General features: G+C 72.1%; 14 protein-coding genes. 7 read left to right on the top strand and 7 right to left on the bottom strand.

Translation table 11 applies throughout. The features are described from left to right. Positions 1-175 precede the first annotated feature (175 nt). A complete protein-coding gene (locus ABZ719_RS11640; protein ID WP_366725023.1) occupies positions 176-1,819 on the top strand; it encodes a protein kinase in 1,644 nt (547 codons plus the stop codon). 169 nt (positions 1,820-1,988) lie between these two features. Here ABZ719_RS11640 and ABZ719_RS11635 read toward each other — a convergent pair whose 3' ends face one another. Next, positions 1,989-3,005 (bottom strand): phosphotransferase, encoded by a 1,017-nt coding sequence (locus ABZ719_RS11635; protein ID WP_366725022.1) that lies wholly within the window; start codon positions 3,003-3,005, stop codon positions 1,989-1,991. Positions 3,006-3,533: 528 nt separating this feature from the next. Here ABZ719_RS11635 and pdhA point away from each other — a divergent pair. The 3 genes from pdhA to ABZ719_RS11620 are packed head-to-tail and all read left to right on the top strand — an operon-like array spanning position 3,534 to position 7,235. Next, positions 3,534-4,817 carry a pyruvate dehydrogenase (acetyl-transferring) E1 component subunit alpha gene (gene pdhA, locus ABZ719_RS11630; protein ID WP_366725021.1) on the top strand — a complete coding sequence of 428 codons (1,284 nt, stop codon included), beginning with the start codon at positions 3,534-3,536 and terminating at the stop codon, positions 4,815-4,817. Then, on the top strand, positions 4,817-5,794 hold the full coding sequence (locus ABZ719_RS11625; protein ID WP_366725020.1) for an alpha-ketoacid dehydrogenase subunit beta: 978 nt from the start codon (positions 4,817-4,819) through the stop codon (positions 5,792-5,794). Before pdhA ends, ABZ719_RS11625 begins: the two co-directional genes overlap by 1 nt. Positions 5,795-5,804: 10 nt before the next feature. Further along, entirely contained in the window at positions 5,805-7,235 is a 1,431-nt protein-coding gene (locus ABZ719_RS11620) for a dihydrolipoamide acetyltransferase family protein (RefSeq protein WP_366725019.1), read from the top strand. A gap of 903 nt (positions 7,236-8,138) precedes the next feature. Here ABZ719_RS11620 and ABZ719_RS11615 read toward each other — a convergent pair. After that, positions 8,139-9,041, bottom strand: coding sequence for a D-alanyl-D-alanine carboxypeptidase (locus tag ABZ719_RS11615; RefSeq protein WP_366725018.1), 903 nt, complete (start codon positions 9,039-9,041; stop codon positions 8,139-8,141). A 198-nt stretch (positions 9,042-9,239) separates the two neighbouring features. Between ABZ719_RS11615 and ABZ719_RS11610 the strand changes: the two genes are divergently transcribed. Both ABZ719_RS11610 and ABZ719_RS11605 read left to right on the top strand, forming a co-directional pair. Then, positions 9,240-9,890, top strand: coding sequence for a GntR family transcriptional regulator (locus ABZ719_RS11610; protein ID WP_366725017.1), 651 nt, complete (start codon positions 9,240-9,242; stop codon positions 9,888-9,890). Further along, complete coding sequence (locus ABZ719_RS11605) at positions 9,887-11,203, top strand: MFS transporter (RefSeq protein ID WP_366725016.1); 1,317 nt, start codon at positions 9,887-9,889, stop codon at positions 11,201-11,203. The genes ABZ719_RS11610 and ABZ719_RS11605 overlap by 4 nt, the downstream gene beginning before the upstream one ends. 28 nt (positions 11,204-11,231) lie before the next feature. Here ABZ719_RS11605 and ABZ719_RS11600 read toward each other — a convergent pair whose 3' ends face one another. Beyond that, positions 11,232-12,056 carry a maleylpyruvate isomerase family mycothiol-dependent enzyme gene (locus ABZ719_RS11600; RefSeq protein ID WP_366725015.1) on the bottom strand — a complete coding sequence of 275 codons (825 nt, stop codon included), beginning with the start codon at positions 12,054-12,056 and terminating at the stop codon, positions 11,232-11,234. Between the two features lie 220 nt (positions 12,057-12,276). Here ABZ719_RS11600 and ABZ719_RS11595 point away from each other — a divergent pair, with 220 nt between their 5' ends. Next, positions 12,277-13,050: a carbon-nitrogen family hydrolase gene (locus ABZ719_RS11595; RefSeq protein WP_366725014.1), complete on the top strand. Its 774-nt coding sequence runs from the start codon at positions 12,277-12,279 to the stop codon at positions 13,048-13,050. Between the two features lie 37 nt (positions 13,051-13,087). On the opposite strand, the gene ABZ719_RS11590 is transcribed toward ABZ719_RS11595, so the two are convergent. The 4 genes from ABZ719_RS11590 to ABZ719_RS11575 all read right to left on the bottom strand — a co-directional run bounded on the left by ABZ719_RS11590 (position 13,088) and on the right by ABZ719_RS11575 (position 17,509). Next, positions 13,088-13,582 carry an LURP-one-related family protein gene (locus ABZ719_RS11590; protein WP_366725013.1) on the bottom strand — a complete coding sequence of 165 codons (495 nt, stop codon included), beginning with the start codon at positions 13,580-13,582 and terminating at the stop codon, positions 13,088-13,090. A 48-nt stretch (positions 13,583-13,630) separates the two neighbouring features. Next, positions 13,631-13,885 carry a DUF6458 family protein gene (locus ABZ719_RS11585; protein WP_037861605.1) on the bottom strand — a complete coding sequence of 85 codons (255 nt, stop codon included), beginning with the start codon at positions 13,883-13,885 and terminating at the stop codon, positions 13,631-13,633. A gap of 178 nt (positions 13,886-14,063) precedes the next feature. Continuing rightward, positions 14,064-15,362: a M18 family aminopeptidase gene (locus tag ABZ719_RS11580; protein ID WP_366725012.1), complete on the bottom strand. Its 1,299-nt coding sequence runs from the start codon at positions 15,360-15,362 to the stop codon at positions 14,064-14,066. Between the two features lie 320 nt (positions 15,363-15,682). After that, a complete protein-coding gene (locus tag ABZ719_RS11575) occupies positions 15,683-17,509 on the bottom strand; it encodes an acyl-CoA dehydrogenase (RefSeq protein WP_366725011.1) in 1,827 nt (608 codons plus the stop codon). Between the last annotated feature and the right edge of the window lie 40 nt (positions 17,510-17,549).

Below are 17,549 nucleotides of genomic sequence, written 5' to 3'. Positions count from 1 at the left end.
TACGGCCGGCCCACGGGATTTGCACGACGACGGCCGCTCGCGGTTTGATGGCCGGTCCGTCCCGGACCGGTGCCCGCGACGAACCGGGACCGGCGGCCCCCGCCGAACCTGTAGCGTGGCCGACGGAGACCGTGACAACACCGCGCACCGCGGGCAGAAACGACGGCGAGGACTGATGGCACAGACGCAGCGCGCCCAGGGCCCGTCCGACCCCGAGGCGTCTGGCGGCGGCATGTCGGACGCGCCGGAGCTGTGGGGCAACGGCGGCCTGGTCGGCGACGGCCGCTACCGGCTGACGCACCGGCTCGGCCGGGGCGGCATGGCCGAGGTGTTCGCGGCCGAGGACGTGCGCCTGGGGCGCACCGTCGCGGTCAAGCTGCTCCGCGCCGATCTGGCCGAGGACCCGGTCTCCAAGGCCCGCTTCACCCGCGAGGCCCAGTCGGTCGCCGGCCTCAACCACCATGCCATCGTGGCCGTGTACGACTCCGGCGAGGACGTCGTCGGCGGTCAGTCCGTGCCGTACATCGTCATGGAGCTGGTCGAGGGCCGCACCATCCGTGACCTGCTGCTCAACGCCGAGGCGCCGGGCCCCGAGCAGGCGCTGATCATCGTCTCCGGTGTCCTGGAGGCCCTCGCCTACTCGCACCAGCACGGCATCGTGCACCGCGACATCAAGCCCGCCAACGTCATCATCACCGACAACGGTGCCGTGAAGGTGATGGACTTCGGCATCGCGCGCGCCCTGCACGGCGCGTCCACGACGATGACGCAGACCGGCATGGTCATGGGCACCCCCCAGTACCTCTCCCCCGAGCAGGCCCTGGGCAAGGCCGTCGACCACCGTTCCGACCTGTACGCAACCGGCTGCCTGCTGTACGAACTCCTCGCGCTGCGGCCCCCGTTCACCGGCGAGACCCCGCTGTCGGTGGTCTACCAGCACGTCCAGGACCTGCCGGTGCCGCCGTCGACGACCTCTCAGGGCGCCTGCCCGCCCGAACTCGACGGCCTGGTCATGCGGTCGCTCGCCAAGGAGCCCGACGACCGTTTCCAGACGGCCGAAGAGATGCGCGGCATGGTCCAGTACGCGCTGCAGATGCTCTACGACCAGGGCGGCCACACCGGCACCTGGCACACCGGCCCGGTGGCCGCGCCCCACGGACGGCACACCCCGGCGGCCGGTTTCGCCGGCACGACGGTGATGCCGCACCACGGCGACGGCCAGGCCGGCACCACGCAGATCCCGCAGCCGATCCTGCCCGCCGGGTACGGCAACGGCGACGACGGCGGCTTCGAGGGACACGGCAACCAGGGCAGCGGCCGGGGCAAGCTGTGGATCCTCGCCGTGCTGGCCGTGATCGCCATCGCGGCGGGCGTGGCGCTGGCCCTGCACGAGACCAGCGGCAAGAGCGGTGGCGGGGACACCGGCACCACCCAGTCGCCGTCGGCCACCCAGTCCACCCAGGACGAGCAGCCCACGTCCTCGCCGACCGACGAGTCGACCGGCCGGCCCTCGGACACGTCCACGGAGACGGGCTCGGGTTCGGGCGGCTCCGGCTGGCAGGACCCGCCCTCGCACCGGCCGTCGTGGACGCCGTCCCAGTCGCCGACGGACGACACGTCCGACGAACCGTCGGGGGAGCCCAGCTCGCACGAGGTGTCCAGCCCGCCGGCGCAGACGCAGTCCCCGGGCACGGGCGGCGGTCCGGGCGGCGGCGGCTCCCCGACCCAGGGGACGAACGAGGGCACCAGCAGCGGCACCGGCGACACCACCGGTACCGCGGCCGGTGCGGCCGGTGCCGGTGACGGCGGCGGCAACTGATCGCCCTCCCGATCACCCTTCACGCGCGCGTGGAGCCCGTCCGGGCACCACGCGCGCGTGCGTGTGTCCGCCCGCTCCCGCCGGACGGCGCACGGCTTCCCGGGCCGTCCCGCCCCGCCTCACGGCCCCCTGCTGCCCTGCCTGCTCCTGCTCCGCCCGCCGGCCCGTCCTACTCCGCGAACGCCCCGCACACCGCGTCGTACTCGCGGGTCCACCACACCACCAGGGCCGAGGCGGCCGGGAACTGGGGATCGGCGCGGGTGTCGCCGCGCTCGTAGTGCCAGCGCAGCATCCAGAAGTCGTTCAGGCGTTCCCACCACACCCGGTGCACCGCGGCGGCCAGCTCCGAGGACGTGACCCCCGCGGCGCGCCGGTACGCGCGCGCGTACGCCGTGATCTTCGGCAGGTCCAGGGTGCCGCCGGGCCGGAGGAAGAAGATCGCGGCGGCCCGCACGGCCTCCTCCGCCCGCGGCTGGACGCCGAGCCGGTCCCAGTCGACGATCGCGGCGGGCACGTCCCCCTGGTAGAGCACGTTGTAGGGGTGGAAGTCGCCGTGCACCCAGCCGACCGGGCCGCCGGGCGGCGGCCGGCGGCCGGCGTGCTGCTCCAGGAGGGTGCGGCGCTCCAGGAGCCGGTGCCGGGCCAGCTCGTCGAAGGCGTCCGGCGGGTGGTGACGGCGGACGTGGCCGAGCAGGTCGTCGATCAGGGCGAGCGTGTCGGCCGGGTCCGCGCTGCGCACGGGATGCGGACTCGTGGCCGGGCGGGTGCGCCCCTTCGGGGGCATCACGCGCTCCAGGCAGGCGTGCACGGCGCCCAGGAGGGCGCCGAGCCGGGCGCACTGCCCGGTGGTGAGCTGGCCGCCGTGCCGGTGCCGGCCGTCGATCCACGGGTAGAGGGCGTAGGCGTGCCCGCCGACGACGGCGACCGTGCGCCCGTCCCGGCCCGCGAGCGCCGGCGCCACGGGGACCCCGAGGTCGGCGAGGCGCTGGGTGGCGCGGTGCCGGCGGGCGATCGAGGCCGGGTCGGCCGTGTCGGGGTCGAAGTGGTGCTTGAGGAAATAGCGGCCGCGGGTGGTGCACAGCCGGTAGCCGCGGTTGAGCAGCCCCTGATCGACCGGCTCGCAGGTGACGGCGGAACCGGCGGCGAACTGGCGCAACAGGGCACCCAGAGGGGGCGCGTGGGGCACAGAGGGTGGTACACATGAGCGCGGCACGCGCCAGATGTTAGGGCACCGGCCGAGCCTGTGAGCTGGGGCTTGTCACAGACAGTCGTCGGCAGTCGCTTTCGGTCACACAAGATCACCGTGCCGTTCTCCCTTCGTCCCGGTTTCGGGGCCCTCGGCCGCCCGGGGGAGGACGTGGTCAAGAGCGGTTCCGGCCAGTCGTGAACTCTTCCCGACCAAGGGGTGACCGGGATAACGTGCCGGTGTTCCGGCCCCCTGCAAGGCTGTGACCAGCGGCTGCCCCGAACGCCCGGCGAGGTACTTGGACGTCCAAGCGAAAATACTTGGAAATCCAAGGAAACACGCAGGTCAGGAGGGGTTTCCCAGAAATGTGGAGCACTGGGTAACGTGGCTGTTGCAGGGCGCTCGCCGGGGCACCTGTCACGCCTGTTCCCGGCCGAGTGGCACCCACCCCGTGCCCGGTGGTCCAAAACAGGTGAGCCGCACTGGCCTACCGGCAACCCCGGGGGCCGGACCGACGGAGGAGCACACGTGACCGAGGAGAGCACTGCCGCGCGCACACCGCGACGCAGCGCCGGGAGCAAGGCCGGGACGTCCGGCACGAAGGCGGCCGGCAGCAAGACGGCCGCCGGCAAGGCGGCCGGCACCAGGACGGCCCGCACGAAGGCGGCCGGCACCAAGCGCACCACCGGCACCACCGCGCAGAAGGCCGCGGCAGCCGCCGCGAACGGCGCCGAGCCCGGCCTCGTACAGCTGCTGACGCCCGAGGGCGAGCGCGTCGTGAACGCCGAGTACGACCGGTACGTCGCCGGCATCACCGCCGACGAGCTGCGCGGCCTGTACCGCGACATGGTGCTCACCCGGCGCTTCGACGCCGAGGCGACCGCCCTGCAGCGCCAGGGCGAGCTGGGCCTGTGGGCCTCGCTGCTCGGCCAGGAGGCCGCCCAGATCGGCTCCGGCCGTGCCCTGAACGACGACGACTACGTCTTCCCGACCTACCGCGAGCACGGCGTCGCCTGGTGCCGCGGCGTCGACCCGGCCAACCTGCTCGGCATGTTCCGCGGCGTGAACAACGGCGGCTGGGACCCCAACGGCAACAACTTCCACCTGTACACGATCGTCATCGGCTCCCAGACGCTGCACGCCACGGGCTACGCGATGGGCATCGCCAAGGACGGCGCGGACTCGGCGGTCATCGCCTACTTCGGCGACGGCGCCTCCAGCCAGGGCGACGTCGCGGAGTCCTTCACCTTCTCCGCCGTCTACAACGCCCCCGTGGTGTTCTTCTGCCAGAACAACCAGTGGGCGATCTCCGAGCCGACCGAGAAGCAGACCCGGGTGCCGCTCTACCAGCGCGCCCAGGGCTACGGCTTCCCCGGCGTCCGCGTCGACGGCAACGACGTGCTCGCCTGCCTCGCGGTCACCAAGTGGGCGCTGGAGCGCGCCCGCGCCGGAGAGGGCCCGACCCTGGTCGAGGCGTACACGTACCGGATGGGCGCCCACACCACCTCCGACGACCCCACCCGCTACCGCCACGACGACGAGCGGGCCGCCTGGGAGGCGAAGGACCCGATCCTGCGCCTTCGCCGCCACCTGGAGGCCGCAAACCACGCGGACGAGGGATTCTTCGCGGAACTCGAGGCCGAGAGCGAGGCGTTGGGAAGGCGAGTGCGCGAAGCGGTCCGCGGCATGCCCGACCCGGACCACTTCGCCATCTTCGAGAACGTGTACGCGGACGGGCACGCGCTCGTCGACGAGGAGCGCGCTCAGTTCGCCGCCTACCAGGCGTCGTTCGCGGATGAAGGGGGTCACTGATGGCCGAGAAGATGGCGATGGCCAAGGCCATCAACGAGTCGCTGCGCCACGCCCTGGAGGCGGACCCCAAGGTCCTGGTCATGGGCGAGGACGTCGGCAAGCTCGGCGGCGTGTTCCGGGTGACGGACGGCCTGCAGAAGGACTTCGGCGAGAGCCGCGTCATCGACACCCCGCTGGCCGAGGCCGGCATCGTCGGCACCGCGATCGGCCTGGCCCTGCGCGGCTACCGCCCGGTGGTCGAAATCCAGTTCGACGGCTTCGTCTTCCCGGCCTACGACCAGATCGTCACCCAGCTGGCGAAGATGCACGCCCGCTCGCTGGGCAAGGTCAAGATGCCGGTCGTCGTCCGCATCCCCTACGGCGGCGGCATCGGCGCGGTCGAACACCACTCGGAGTCCCCCGAGGCCCTCTTCGCGCACGTGGCGGGCCTGAAGATCGTCTCCCCGTCCAACGCGTCGGACGCCTACTGGATGATGCAGCAGGCCATCCAGAGCGACGACCCGGTGATCTACTTCGAGCCCAAGCGGCGCTACTGGGACAAGGCCGAGGTCGACACCGAGGCCATCCCCGCCCCGCTGCACAAGGCGCAGGTCGTCCGCGAGGGCACCGACCTCACCCTGGCGGCCTACGGGCCGATGGTGAAGCTGTGCCAGGAGGTCGCCGCCGCGGCGGCCGAGGAGGGCAGGTCCCTGGAGGTCCTGGACCTGCGCTCGGTCTCCCCGCTGGACTTCGACTCGGTCCAGGCGTCGGTGGAGAAGACCCGCCGCCTGGTCGTGGTCCACGAGGCCCCGGTGTTCTTCGGCTCCGGCGCGGAGATCGCCGCCCGCATCACCGAGCGCTGCTTCTACCACCTGGAGGCCCCCGTCCTGCGGGTCGGCGGCTACCACGCGCCGTACCCGCCGGCGCGCCTGGAGGAGTCCTACCTGCCGGACCTGGACCGCGTGCTCGACGCCGTCGACCGCTCGCTGGCGTACTGAGGGAGAGGTCGTGACGACGATGACGGATGTTGCGTCCGTACGCGAGTTCAAGATGCCGGATGTCGGCGAGGGCCTGACCGAGGCCGAGATCCTCAAGTGGTACGTCCAGCCCGGCGACACGGTCACCGACGGACAGGTGGTGTGCGAGGTCGAGACGGCCAAGGCGGCCGTGGAACTGCCCATCCCCTACGACGGCGTGGTCAGTGAGCTGCACTTCCCGGAGGGCACCACGGTCGACGTGGGCACGGCCATCATCGCGGTGGCCGTCGCGGGTGCGGCCCCCGCCGCCCCGGCCGAGGTCCCGGCCCAGGCCGCACCGGCGGCCGCGGCGCAGCCCGCCGAGGAGGAGCAGGAGCCGCAGGGCCGTCAGCCGGTCCTGGTGGGTTACGGCGTCTCGACGTCCGCCACCAAGCGCCGCCCGCGCAAGGGCGCCGGGGCGCCGGCGGACCAGGCGGCCGACGCGCTCCGCCCCGAGCTGAACGGGCACGCGGCAGCGCCCGCCCCCGCCGTGCAGGACCGCCCGCTGGCCAAGCCGCCGGTGCGCAAGCTGGCCAAGGACCTCGGGGTCGACCTGACCACGGTGGTCCCGTCCGGCCCGGACGGCATCGTCACGCGCGAGGACGTCCACGCGGCGGCGGCACCGGCTGCCGCACCGGAACCGGTGACCGCACCCGCCCCGGCGGCCGCGCAGACCCCGGCGGTCCGGGCGGCCCCGGCGCCGGTGGCGTCCTACGACACGGCCCGCGAGACCCGCACCCCCGTCAAGGGTGTCCGCAAGGCCACGGCGGCGGCGATGGTCGGCTCCGCGTTCACCGCCCCGCACGTCACGGAGTTCGTGACGGTGGACGTCACGCGCACCATGCGGCTGGTGGAGGAGCTGAAGCAGGACAAGGAGTTCGCGGGCCTGCGCGTCAACCCGCTCCTGCTGATCGCCAAGGCCCTCCTGGTCGCCGTCAAGCGTCACCCGGACATCAACGCGTCCTGGGACGAGGCGAACCAGGAGATCGTCCTCAAGCACTACGTCAACCTGGGCATCGCCGCGGCCACCCCGCGCGGCCTGATCGTCCCCAACATCAAGGACGCCCACGCCCAGACGCTCCCGCAGCTGGCCGCGTCCCTGGGCGAGCTGGTCTCCACGGCCCGCGAGGGGAAGACCTCCCCGGCGGCGATGCAGGGCGGCACGATCACGATCACCAACGTCGGTGTCTTCGGCGTCGACACCGGCACGCCGATCCTGAACCCCGGCGAGTCCGCGATCCTGGCGGTCGGTGCGATCAAGCTCCAGCCCTGGGTCCACAAGGGCAAGGTCAAGCCCCGCCAGGTCACCACCCTCGCCCTCTCCTTCGACCACCGCCTGGTCGACGGCGAACTGGGCTCCAAGGTCCTGGCGGACGTGGCCGCGATCCTGGAACAGCCCAAGCGGCTGATCACCTGGGCCTGACGGCCACGACTCGCCGTTCGCCGCGCCTGGGAGGGGCCGGCCGCGACTTCGCGCCGCGACCGGCCCCTGCGCGCGTGCCCGGCGCGCCCCCGGCCGAGCCCGCACACGGGGCGCCGTCCTGCACCGCGCGGGCGCGGACGGGTGCGGGTGTCCTCGTACGGCACGCTCCGGCCCGGCGCACCGGCAGGCCCGTGCCGCGCCGCGCTCGATGCGAGCGGCCGGCGCGGTCCGCCCTCCTCGACGAGCACCGGGGCGATCACCACGGCCACCCCCCCGGCACGTCCCCTGGGTGCTGGCGCGTGTAGGGCTGAGGCGATCGGGGAACGTCCCGCCGCTCCCGCCCCTCCGGTGCCTTCCGGGCCGGGGGAAGGCGTCGGCCCCCTGGAGGAACAGGGTGAAGCGGCCACGTCACCGCCGATGACGGGCCTGTCCGGCAGGCAGCCGACGACGGTGTCGTGGGCGAGACCTCGAAGTCGGACCACCAGCCGGCCCCGGTGGTGTCACGGTGTCCGGTCCCCTTCCCCGGGGCCGTGGCCGGCCCGCGGAAGGGTGAGCCGTTCAGCCACCCGCGCGATCCAGCCGCTGGTGGACCAGGGGGCCGGCGGATCGACCTCCATGCCCAGTTCGGCGACGGCCAGGGCGTAGTCTGGTCAGATCCTCACCGGACACCCGCAGGTCAGGCCCGTCGGTCTGCCCGGCACCGTGTTTGCGCGCCTCCATGCTGTTCCCCCCGGGTCGCCTCGGCATCGCACGCCCGCTGTGCGGAAGGGTCATACGACCGGCGGTTCCCCACCCGCAGGAGCCGAGGTCGCCGCAAGTGCCTCGGTGTCGGCGGTGTCCGGGACGCGCGAGGGGCCTGCCGCTGTACCGCAGCGGCAGGCCCCTCGGCTTCGTGGGTTCCTGTCAGTGCAGGCGCGAGAAGCCGTAGTTCAGGATGCGCGTGGCGTCCGTGGCGCGCTGGTTGACGGAGGTGGAGGCCAGGACCGTGCCGATGACGGTCTTGTTGCCCTTGGTGGCGGCGAAGACGAGGCAGTACTTGGCCTCGGGGCCGGAGCCGGTCTTCACGCCGATGGCGCCGCGGTAGCTGCCGAGCAGCGTGTTGGTGTTCGTCCACGTCGCCATCGTGCGGGTGCTGCCCGTGCGGGTGACGGTCTTGGCGCGGTACGACTTCGTCTTCACGATCGAGCGGAACGTGGAGTTCCGCATCGCGCTGCTCGCGATCTTCGTCAGGTCGCGCGGCGTCGAGTAGTTGTTGCCCCGGCCGATGCCGTCGAACGAGTCGAAGTGCGTGTTCTTCAGCTTGAGGTCCTTCGCGGCGGCGTTCATCTTGCCGACGAAGGACTTCACGCGGGCGTCCCGGGTCTTGCCCGAGCCGAACTTGTCGGCCAGCGCGTAGGCGGCGTCGCAGCCCGAGGGGAGCATCAGCCCGTACAGCAGCTGACGCACGGTCACCTTGTCACCCACGATGAGGTGGGCCTGGGAGGCGTTGTTGCGCACGACGTAGTCGCTGTACGCCTTCTGGATGGTGACCTTGGCGTCTAGGTTCAGGTTCCGCTGGGCCAGGACGACCTTGGCGGTCATGATCTTCGTGGTGGAGCCCGTGGACAGCCGGGTGTCCGCCTTCTTCGCGAACAGCGTCGAGCCGTTCGCGTTGTTCATCGCGTAACCGCCCTTCGCCGCGATCGACGGCGTGGCGAGGGCCTGGGCGGGCGCCGCGGTCAAAGCTCCCGCGGCGAGCACGGCCCCGGTGGTCAGGGCGACGGCTGCGGCTCTGCGGAGGCGATTGGCCTGGATGCCGGTTTTCAAGTGAGATACCCCGATTATGTCGAATGCCCCTATGGTGCGGCCGAGTTGATAACCCGCGAAAGGGGGGCCGCGTCTATAGGACACGTAAGTAGCACAGTTGGTTGTCCACGGGGTGCGGGAATTGCGTGGAGGCCGGGGCGCCGTCCGCATACTGGACAGGGACGCGTCATGCGTACGTGTTGTATCTATGCTGTGGCCATGAGCCTGGCAGTGAAGCAGCCCCCCGCCGCCGACCGCGTGTACACGCACGTCAAGCAAGCGGTCCTGGACCGTCGTTACGAAGGCGGCACCCTCCTGACCGAGGGGGAGCTGGCCGAGGCCGTCGGCGTGTCGCGCACCCCGGTGCGCGAGGCGCTGCTGCGGCTGGAGGTCGAGGGGCTCCTCAAGCTCTACCCGAAGAAGGGAGCCCTCGTCCTGCCGGTCTCCGCCCAGGAGATCGCGGACGTCGTGGAGACCCGTCAGCTCGTGGAGGAGCACGCCGCGCGCAAGGCCGTACCCGCCCCGCCCGCGCTGATCGCCCGGCTGGAGGAACTGCTGGAGCAGCAGAAGGAGCAGGTGGCGGCCGGCGACCTGACCGCGGCCTCCGTCACCGACCGCTGCTTCCACGCCGAGATCGTCCGCAGCGGCGGCAACGAGATCCTCTCCCGCCTCTACGACCAGTTGCGCGACCGTCAGCTGCGCATGGGCGTCGCCGTCATGCACGCTCACCCCGACCGGGTCGCCAAGACGCTCACCGAGCACGAGGAGATCCTCCAGGCGCTGCGGTCCGGGGACGCCGAGGCGGCCGTCGGACTCGTCCACCGGCACGTCAGCTGGTTCTCCCACCTGGCACGGGGTGAGGTGCGATGAGTTCCTCCTCCACCTCGACCGCACCCGTGACGCTGCCCGGGGATCCCCCCGGCGGACGGCGGGCCGTCGCCGTCTGGAGCATCGGCGTCGCCGTCTACTTCGTCGCCGTCATCTTCCGTACGTCACTGGGCGTCGCCGGGCTCGACGCCGCCGAGCGCTTCCATGTGGGCGCCTCCGCGCTGTCCACGTTCTCGATCCTCCAGCTCCTCGTCTACGCCGGCATGCAGATACCCGTCGGCCTGCTCGTCGACCGGCTCGGCACCAAGAAGGTGCTGGGCATCGGCGTCGTGCTGTTCACGGCCGGTCAGCTCGGCTTCGCCTTCTCGCCGTCGTACGGCACCGCCCTCGCCTCCCGGGCGCTGCTCGGCTGCGGGGACGCCATGACCTTCATCAGCGTGCTGCGGCTGGGCACCCGGTGGTTCCCCGCCCGGCGCGGACCGCTGGTCGCGCAGCTCGCCGGGCTCGTCGGCATGGCCGGCAACCTGGTCTCCACGCTGGTGCTGGCCCGGCTGCTGCACGGGCTGGGCTGGACGCGGGCGTTCGCGGGCAGCGCGCTGGCCGGCGTGGTGGTGGCCGTCCTGCTGGTCCTCTTCCTGAAGGACCACCCCGAGGGCCACGCGCCGGCGCCCGTGCGGCACCGGGGCGCCGCCTCCGTGCGCGGGCAGATCGCCGCCTCCTGGCGCGAGCCGGGGACCCGGCTCGGCATGTGGGTGCACTTCACCACCCAGTTCCCGGCGATGGTGTTCCTGCTGCTGTGGGGGCTGCCGTTCCTGGTGGAGGCGCAGGGCCTGTCGCGCGGGACGGCGGGGGAGCTGCTCACGCTCGTCGTCCTGTCGAACATGGCCGTCGGCCTCGTCTACGGGCAGATCGTCGCCCGGCACCACGCGGCCCGGCTGCCGCTGGCGCTCGGCACGGTCGCGGCGACGGCGGTGACGTGGGCGGCGACGCTGCTCTGCCCCGGCGAGCGGGCGCCGATGTGGCTGCTCCTGGTGCTGTGCGTGGTGCTCGGCGCCTGCGGGCCCGCCTCGATGATCGGCTTCGACTTCGCCCGCCCGGCGAACCCGGCCGAGCGGCAGGGGACCGCCTCCGGCATCACCAACATGGGCGGTTTCGTCGCCTCGATGACGACGCTCCTCGCGATCGGTGTGCTGCTGGACGCCACGGGGGACGACTACACGGTCGCCTTCTCCGCCGTGTTCGTGCTCCAGGCGCTCGGCGTCAGCCAGATCCTGCGGCTGCGCGGGCGGGCCGCCCGCAGGGAACGGGAGCGGCTGGTGGCCAGCCGGGTGGAGGCGGTGCACGTGCCCGCGTGAGGCGCGGCCCGGCCCGGGCGGCGGATCCTCAGCGCGTCACCGTGAAGTTCCGCAGGATCGCCGCCGTCAGCTCCGGGTCGCCCTCCGTCTTCACCCGGTCGGCCACCGCCTCCGGGGAGACTCGGCCGCACGCCAGGCGGACGTACGTCTCCCAGTCGAGGGTGAGGGCCGCCGCCGGGCCCAGGGCGGGCGCCGTCTCCAGGGTGCCGCGGCCCTGGATGTCGACGCGGATCGTGCGCAGGAACTCCACGGGCCCGTGCACGTCGAAGACGATCGCCGAACTGCGCGGGGCGTCCGCCCGCACCGCCACGACCTCCGGCAGCGCGTCGAGCAGGTGGTCGCGGGCGACGTACGCGCCGGGCGAGTCGAGGTTGCCGGGGCGGCCCAGGGCGGCCCGCAGGTCCTGCTCGTGCACCCAGATGTCGAACGCCCGGTAGCGCATCGACTCCTCCAGGGTGATCTCCGCGCCGAGCGGGCCGCGCACCTTGGTGCCCGGGTCCCTCGACTCGTTGCGCAACTGGCGGTTGCGGCGGATGACCGTGTACTCCAGCTCGGACGTCATCTCCGGCGCCGTGTGGTGGCGGCGGACGTCGACCTGCATCTCCATGTAGCGCTGGTGTTCGTCGGTGACGTGGAACAGGTCGCGCGGCAGGGAGTGGATGGGGCGCGGGTCGCCGAGCGCCTCGCAGTCCATCCCGATGACGTGCGAGACGACGTCGCGCACGGACCAGCCGGGGCACGGGGTCCGCCGGTTCCACTCGCCCTCCACGAGCGGCTGCACCAGCTCGGTTATCGCCTCGACGGAGTGGGTCCAGGCATCGGCGTAGGGCTGGAGGGTGGGATGCAGACTCACGGAACGGGACCCCTCGGCGGTCGGTACACGGTCAGGTTGTGGCGGCATTGCCAGTGGGGAGTGGCGGCGGTCGGCGGCGGCTTGGGACTCCCCCCGGACTCTCGCTCCGCTTCGAGCAGGGGGGATCCCCAAGTTACGCTGCTGTGAGGCACCCCGGCAGTGCTTTCGTGTGACGATCGTAGGCCCGCCGGGACAACTCGATTGCCAGGACGGTGGTAGTGTGCGCGCCTCGCTGATCCAGATCGCCGTGGACGAGGGCGAATCGGTCGTGTCGCGGCGGCGGCGGGCGGCCGCTCTGGTGCGCGAACAGGCCGCTGCCGACCTCGTCGTCCTGCCGGAGCTGTGGACCACCGGGGCCTTCGCCTTCGAGCGGTTCGCCGGTGACGCCGAGCCGCTGGAGGGGCCGACGTACGAGGTGATGGCCGAGGCGGCGAGCGAGGCGGGCGTGTGGCTGCACGCGGGCTCGATCCCGGAGCGGGACGCCGACGGCACCCTCTACAACACCTCTCTGGTCTTCTCCCCCTCCGGCGGCCTGGCCGCCGCCTACCGCAAGATCCACCGCTTCGGCTTCGACAGGGGCGAGGCGGTGCTGATGGGCGCGGGACGCGATCTGGTGACGGTCCGGCTGCCGGACACGGTGCTGGGCGTGGCCACCTGTTACGACCTCCGTTTCCCCGAGCTGTTCCGCGGTCTCGTCGACGCGGGCGCCGAGACCCTGGTGATCCCGGCGGGCTGGCCGGAGCGCCGCCGGGCGCACTGGACGCTGCTGGCCCGCGCGCGGGCGGTGGAGAACCAGGCGTTCGTGCTCGCCTGTGGAACGGCCGGGACGCACGCGGGAGTTCCGCAGGCGGGTCACTCGATCGTGGTGGATCCGTGGGGCGAGGTGCTGGCGGAGGCCGGGCCGGGCGAGGAGGTCCTGAGCGTCGCGATCGACCCCGGCAGGGTCGCGGCGACCCGGGAGCAGTTCCCCGCCCTCAAGGACCGGGTTCTCTGAACCGCCCCGGCCCGGGGCGCGGGGTTCTGACCGGGGCTCAGGCCTCGTCCCGTTCCTTCTCCGCCAGGTGGATCACGCACACCGCCACCGCGATCAGCAGCGCCGGGTCCGCGTCGTCCCGTACGACGTCGACGCCGTAGGTGTCCACCAGGCTCAGCCACCGCCGGGAGATCACCGCCAGCAGTTCGCCGTCGTACTCGACGGCGAACTCCCGGTCGAGGATCTTGCCGCTGACGTCCAGCTCGGTGCCGTCGACCAGGGACACCCGGTAGTGGTTGCGCAGCAGCGACAGCCGTTTGCGCCGGATCTTCGCCAGCGCCTGCCCGTCCCGCTCGATCACCATCGTCTCCCGCAGGGAGAGCATCTTCTGGTGGATGTCGATCAGGACCCGGCCCTGGGCGTCCTTCAGCTCGAAGGTGTCCCGCAGCCGCATCGCCTTGCCGTCGACGAGGAAGACCTTGGTTCCGTGCTCGTCCTCGATCCAGTAGTCGTCACCGATGCCGAGGATCCGGTCGCGTACGAGGAATCTCATGCCCTTACCGCTTCCCCGGGCGAGCCCGCGCGTACCGCGTCCGGCCGATCACACGCCGTAGCCGTCGGTGTACCCGTCGCGGGGCCCGTGGTGATGGCGCTCCTCCTCGACGACGGTCGTCGAGGGCGGCACCATGACGCGCCGGCGCCGGGCGATGCTGCTGAACGTCGTGACGCCGATCAGTCCGACGATCATCAGGATGACGCCGACCATGTGCAGGTTGACCCCCTGCATGTGCCAGTCGGTCGCGAACGTGAGGATGGCTCCCACGGCGATGAGGATGATGCACCCGCCGAGGCCCATGAGTGTCGCCTCCCAATCCGGTGTCAGGTCCGGTGGTTCCGGCCTGTCCGGTCCCTTCCGGTCAACTCCGGGTACCCGCAAGCCGGGTGGACATGCGGGGGGCGGCTCGCACGGGGTGTTCGCGCGGGCTCGGCGGCGGCGCGGATCGCCGGGCCCCGCGGCCGGGGCCCGGGTCGCCTCAGCCCTCCAGGAACGCCACCAGCGCGTTGGCCAGCAGGAACGGGTCGTCGGCGGCGCACAGTTCGCGGGCGCTGTGCATGGACAGGATGGCCACGCCGATGTCGACGGTCCTGATGCCGTGCCGGGCCGCGGTGATCGGGCCGATCGTGGTGCCGCACGGCATGGAGTTGTTGGAGACGAAGGACTGGAAGGGGACGCCCGCCTTCTCGCAGGCCGCCGCGAACACCGCCCGGCCCGTACCGTCCGTGGCGTAGCGGTTGTTGACGTTGACCTTCAGGATCGGACCGCCGCCCGCGCGCGGGTGGTGCGTCGGGTCGTGCCGCTCGGCGTAGTTGGGGTGCACGGCGTGGCCCGTGTCGGAGGACAGGCAGACGGTGCCCGCGAAGGCACGCGCCCGGTCCTCGTACGACCCGCCGCGCGCGAACACCGAACGCTCCAGGACGCCGCCGAGCAGCGGGCCGTCCGCGCCGGTGTCGGACTGGGAGCCGTTCTCCTCGTGGTCGAAGGCGGCCAGGACCGGGATGTACGGCAGCTCCTGGCCCGAGGTCGCCACGGCGGCCAGGGCGGCCGTGCCCGCGTGCACGGAGAGCAGGTTGTCCATGCGCGGCCCGGCCACCAGCTCGCGGTCGCGGCCCAGGAAGGCGGGCGGCTCCACGGAGTGCGTCATCAGGTCCCAGCCGGTGACCTCGCCGGCCGGCAGGCCCGCCTCCTGCTCCAGGAAGGCGATGAGGTCGCCGTCGCGGACGTCGTCGCCGAGGCCCCACACCGGCTGGAGGTGCCGCTGCTTGTCCAGCTTGAGTCCCTCGGTGGAGACCGAGCGGTCCAGGTGGATGGCGAGCTGGGGGACGCGCAGCAGCGGGCGGTCGACGTTCACCAGGCGGGTGGAGCCGTCGCGCAGCGAGAGCCGCCCGGCCAGGCCGAGGTCCCGGTCGAGCCAGGAGTTCATCAGCGGCCCGCCGTAGATCTCCACGGCGACCTGGCGCCAGCCGTGCGCCCCGGTGTCGGGCCGCGGCTTGACGCGCAGGTTGGGCGAGTCGGTGTGGGCGCCGACGATACGGAAGGGGGTGTGCGGGGCGGCGTCCTCGGGGACGTACCAGGCGATGATCGCGCCGCCGCGCAGCACGAACCTGCCGCCGGCCGTGCCGTCCCAGGCGTCCGTCTCGGCGACCTGCCGGAAGCCGGCCTTCTCCAGGCGCTCGGCGGCGTTCGCCACGGCGTGGTACGGCGACGGGCTCGCCGCCAGGAAGGACATCAGGTCGTCGGTGTGGCCGCGGTCGAAGGGCCGGTTCGTACTCATGGCTTCACCTTAGAGCGGCGGACGGGAGCGGGCCCCGGGGGGCGGCGCCCGGCGCGCGCCCTCGCCGCGGTGCCGGAAGGCCCTGGCAGGGGAGCTGCCAGGGCCTTCCGGCACCTTGCGATCGCCCGCACCGGACACCGCCCGCCGATCGGGACCCCCTTCTGTCCGCGGCTCTCAACGACGCCGAAGGGTCCGCTCCCGGCGGCGGGAGCGGACCCTGGTACGGACGGACGGCGGGACGGCCGGGCGGAGGGCCGCGAGGGCGGAGTGCCGGTCGCAGGCCGGGCCGCCGACGGGCGGAATGCCGGCCGGGGGCCGGGCTAGAACGCGGCCTCGTCCAGCTCCATCAGGTCCAGGTCGACGTTCTGGGCCAGCTTGCGGGCCAGGGTGACGCCGGGCAGGACGTTGGCCGCGAAGAACTTCGCCGCCGCGATCTTGCCGGTGTAGAAGGCCCGGTCCCTGGCGGAGGCGGTCTGGAGCTTCTCGGCGGCGACCGCCGCGCCCTTGAGCAGCAGGTAACCGACGACCACGTCACCGGAGGCCATCAGCAGGCGGGTCGTGTTCAGGCCCACCTTGTAGATGTTCTTGACGTCCTGCTCGGTGGCGGCGAGGTCGGTCAGCAGCAGGCCGACGACGGCCTCCAGTTCGACGGCGGCCTTGGCCAGGTGCTCGCGGGCGCCGGCCAGCTCCTCGCCGCCGGTGCCGAGCGCCAGGAACTTCTTGATGTCCTCGGCGAGGGAGTTCAGCGCGGCGCCCTGGTTGCGGACGATCTTCCGGAAGAAGAAGTCCTGGCCCTGGATCGCGGTGGTGCCCTCGTACAGGGTGTCGATCTTGGAGTCCCGGATGTACTGCTCGACCGGGTACTCCTGGAGGAAGCCGGAGCCGCCGAAGGTCTGCAGCGACTGGGCGAGCTGCTCGTAGCCCTTCTCCGAGCCGTAGCCCTTGACGATCGGCAGGAGCAGGTCGTTCAGCGCGATCTCCGCGGAGGCGTCCTCGTCGTTCGCCTCCTTGATCTGGATGGCGTCCTGGATCGAGGCGGTGTAGAGCACCAGGGCGCGCATGCCCTCGGCGTACGCCTTCTGCGTCATCAGCGAGCGGCGCACGTCGGGGTGGTGGGTGATGGTGACCTTCGGCGCGGTCTTGTCCATGAAGTTGGCCAGGTCCGGGCCCTGGACGCGCTCCTTGGCGTACTCCAGGGCGTTGAGGTAGCCCGTGGAGAGGGTGGAGATCGCCTTCGTGCCGACCATCATGCGGGCGAACTCGATGATGCGGAACATCTGGCGGATGCCGTCGTGCTTGTCGCCGATCAGCCAGCCCTTGGCGGGGTGGCGGTCGCCGAAGGTCATCTCGCAGGTGTTGGAGGCCTTCAGGCCCATCTTGTGCTCGACGTTGGTGGCGTAGACGCCGTTGCGCTCGCCCAGCTCGCCGGTCTCGAAGTCGAACTCGTACTTCGGGACGAGGAAGAGGGACAGGCCCTTGGTGCCGGGGCCGGCGCCCTCGGGACGGGCGAGCACGTAGTGGAGGATGTTCTCCGACATGTCGTGCTCACCGGAGGTGATGAAGCGCTTCACGCCCTCGATGTGCCAGGAGCCGTCCTCCTGCTGCACGGCCTTGGTGCGGCCGGCGCCCACGTCCGAGCCGGCGTCCGGCTCGGTGAGGACCATGGTGGAGCCCCACTGCTTCTCGACGGCGATCTTGGCGATGTGCTTCTGGACCTCGTTGCCCTCCTCGAAGAGGATGCCGGCGAACGCGGGGCCCGAGGAGTACATCCACACGGCCGGGTTGGCGCCCAGGACCAGCTCGGCGTAGGCCCAGATCAGGGAGCGCGGCGCGGTGGTGCCGCCGATCTCCTCGGGCAGGCCGAGGCGCCAGTACTCGGAGTCCATGAACGCCTGGTAGCTGTTCTTGAAGGACGCCGGGACGGGCGCGGTGTGGGTCTCCGGGTCGAAGACCGGCGGGTTGCGGTCGGCGTCGGCGAAGGACGCGGCCAGCTCGTTCTCGGAGAGGCGGGTCAGCTCCTCCAGGACGCTCTTGGCGGTGTCGAGGTCCATCTCCTCGAACGGGCCGGTGCCGTACACCTTGTCGCGCCCGAGCACCTCGAAGAGGTTGAACTCGATGTCACGCAGATTCGACTTGTAGTGCCCCATGGCGACGGCTCCCGTTGAGGACTCGGCGAGGCACTGGCTC

This window comes from Streptomyces sp. NPDC006743 (genome assembly GCF_040703815.1).
Classification (GTDB): domain Bacteria; phylum Actinomycetota; class Actinomycetes; order Streptomycetales; family Streptomycetaceae; genus Streptomyces.
The sequence above is the reverse complement of the archived record's forward strand: the minus strand, read 5'-3'. Positions and strand labels throughout refer to the sequence as shown.

What these genes read in the sequence shown, in the direction of transcription:
- ABZ719_RS11640 (WP_366725023.1), top strand. Translation starts at nt 176, where the DNA reads ATGGCACAGACGCAGCGCGCCCAGGGCCCGTCCGACCCCGAGGCGTCT.
- ABZ719_RS11610 (WP_366725017.1), top strand. Translation starts at nt 9,240, where the DNA reads ATGAGCCTGGCAGTGAAGCAGCCCCCCGCCGCCGACCGCGTGTACACG.
- ABZ719_RS11580 (WP_366725012.1), bottom strand. Translation starts at nt 15,362, where the DNA reads ATGAGTACGAACCGGCCCTTCGACCGCGGCCACACCGACGACCTGATG.
- ABZ719_RS11605 (WP_366725016.1), top strand. Translation starts at nt 9,887, where the DNA reads ATGAGTTCCTCCTCCACCTCGACCGCACCCGTGACGCTGCCCGGGGAT.
- ABZ719_RS11590 (WP_366725013.1), bottom strand. Translation starts at nt 13,582, where the DNA reads ATGAGATTCCTCGTACGCGACCGGATCCTCGGCATCGGTGACGACTAC.
- ABZ719_RS11625 (WP_366725020.1), top strand. Translation starts at nt 4,817, where the DNA reads ATGGCCGAGAAGATGGCGATGGCCAAGGCCATCAACGAGTCGCTGCGC.
- ABZ719_RS11585 (WP_037861605.1), bottom strand. Translation starts at nt 13,885, where the DNA reads ATGGGCCTCGGCGGGTGCATCATCCTCATCGCCGTGGGAGCCATCCTC.
- ABZ719_RS11575 (WP_366725011.1), bottom strand. Translation starts at nt 17,509, where the DNA reads ATGGGGCACTACAAGTCGAATCTGCGTGACATCGAGTTCAACCTCTTC.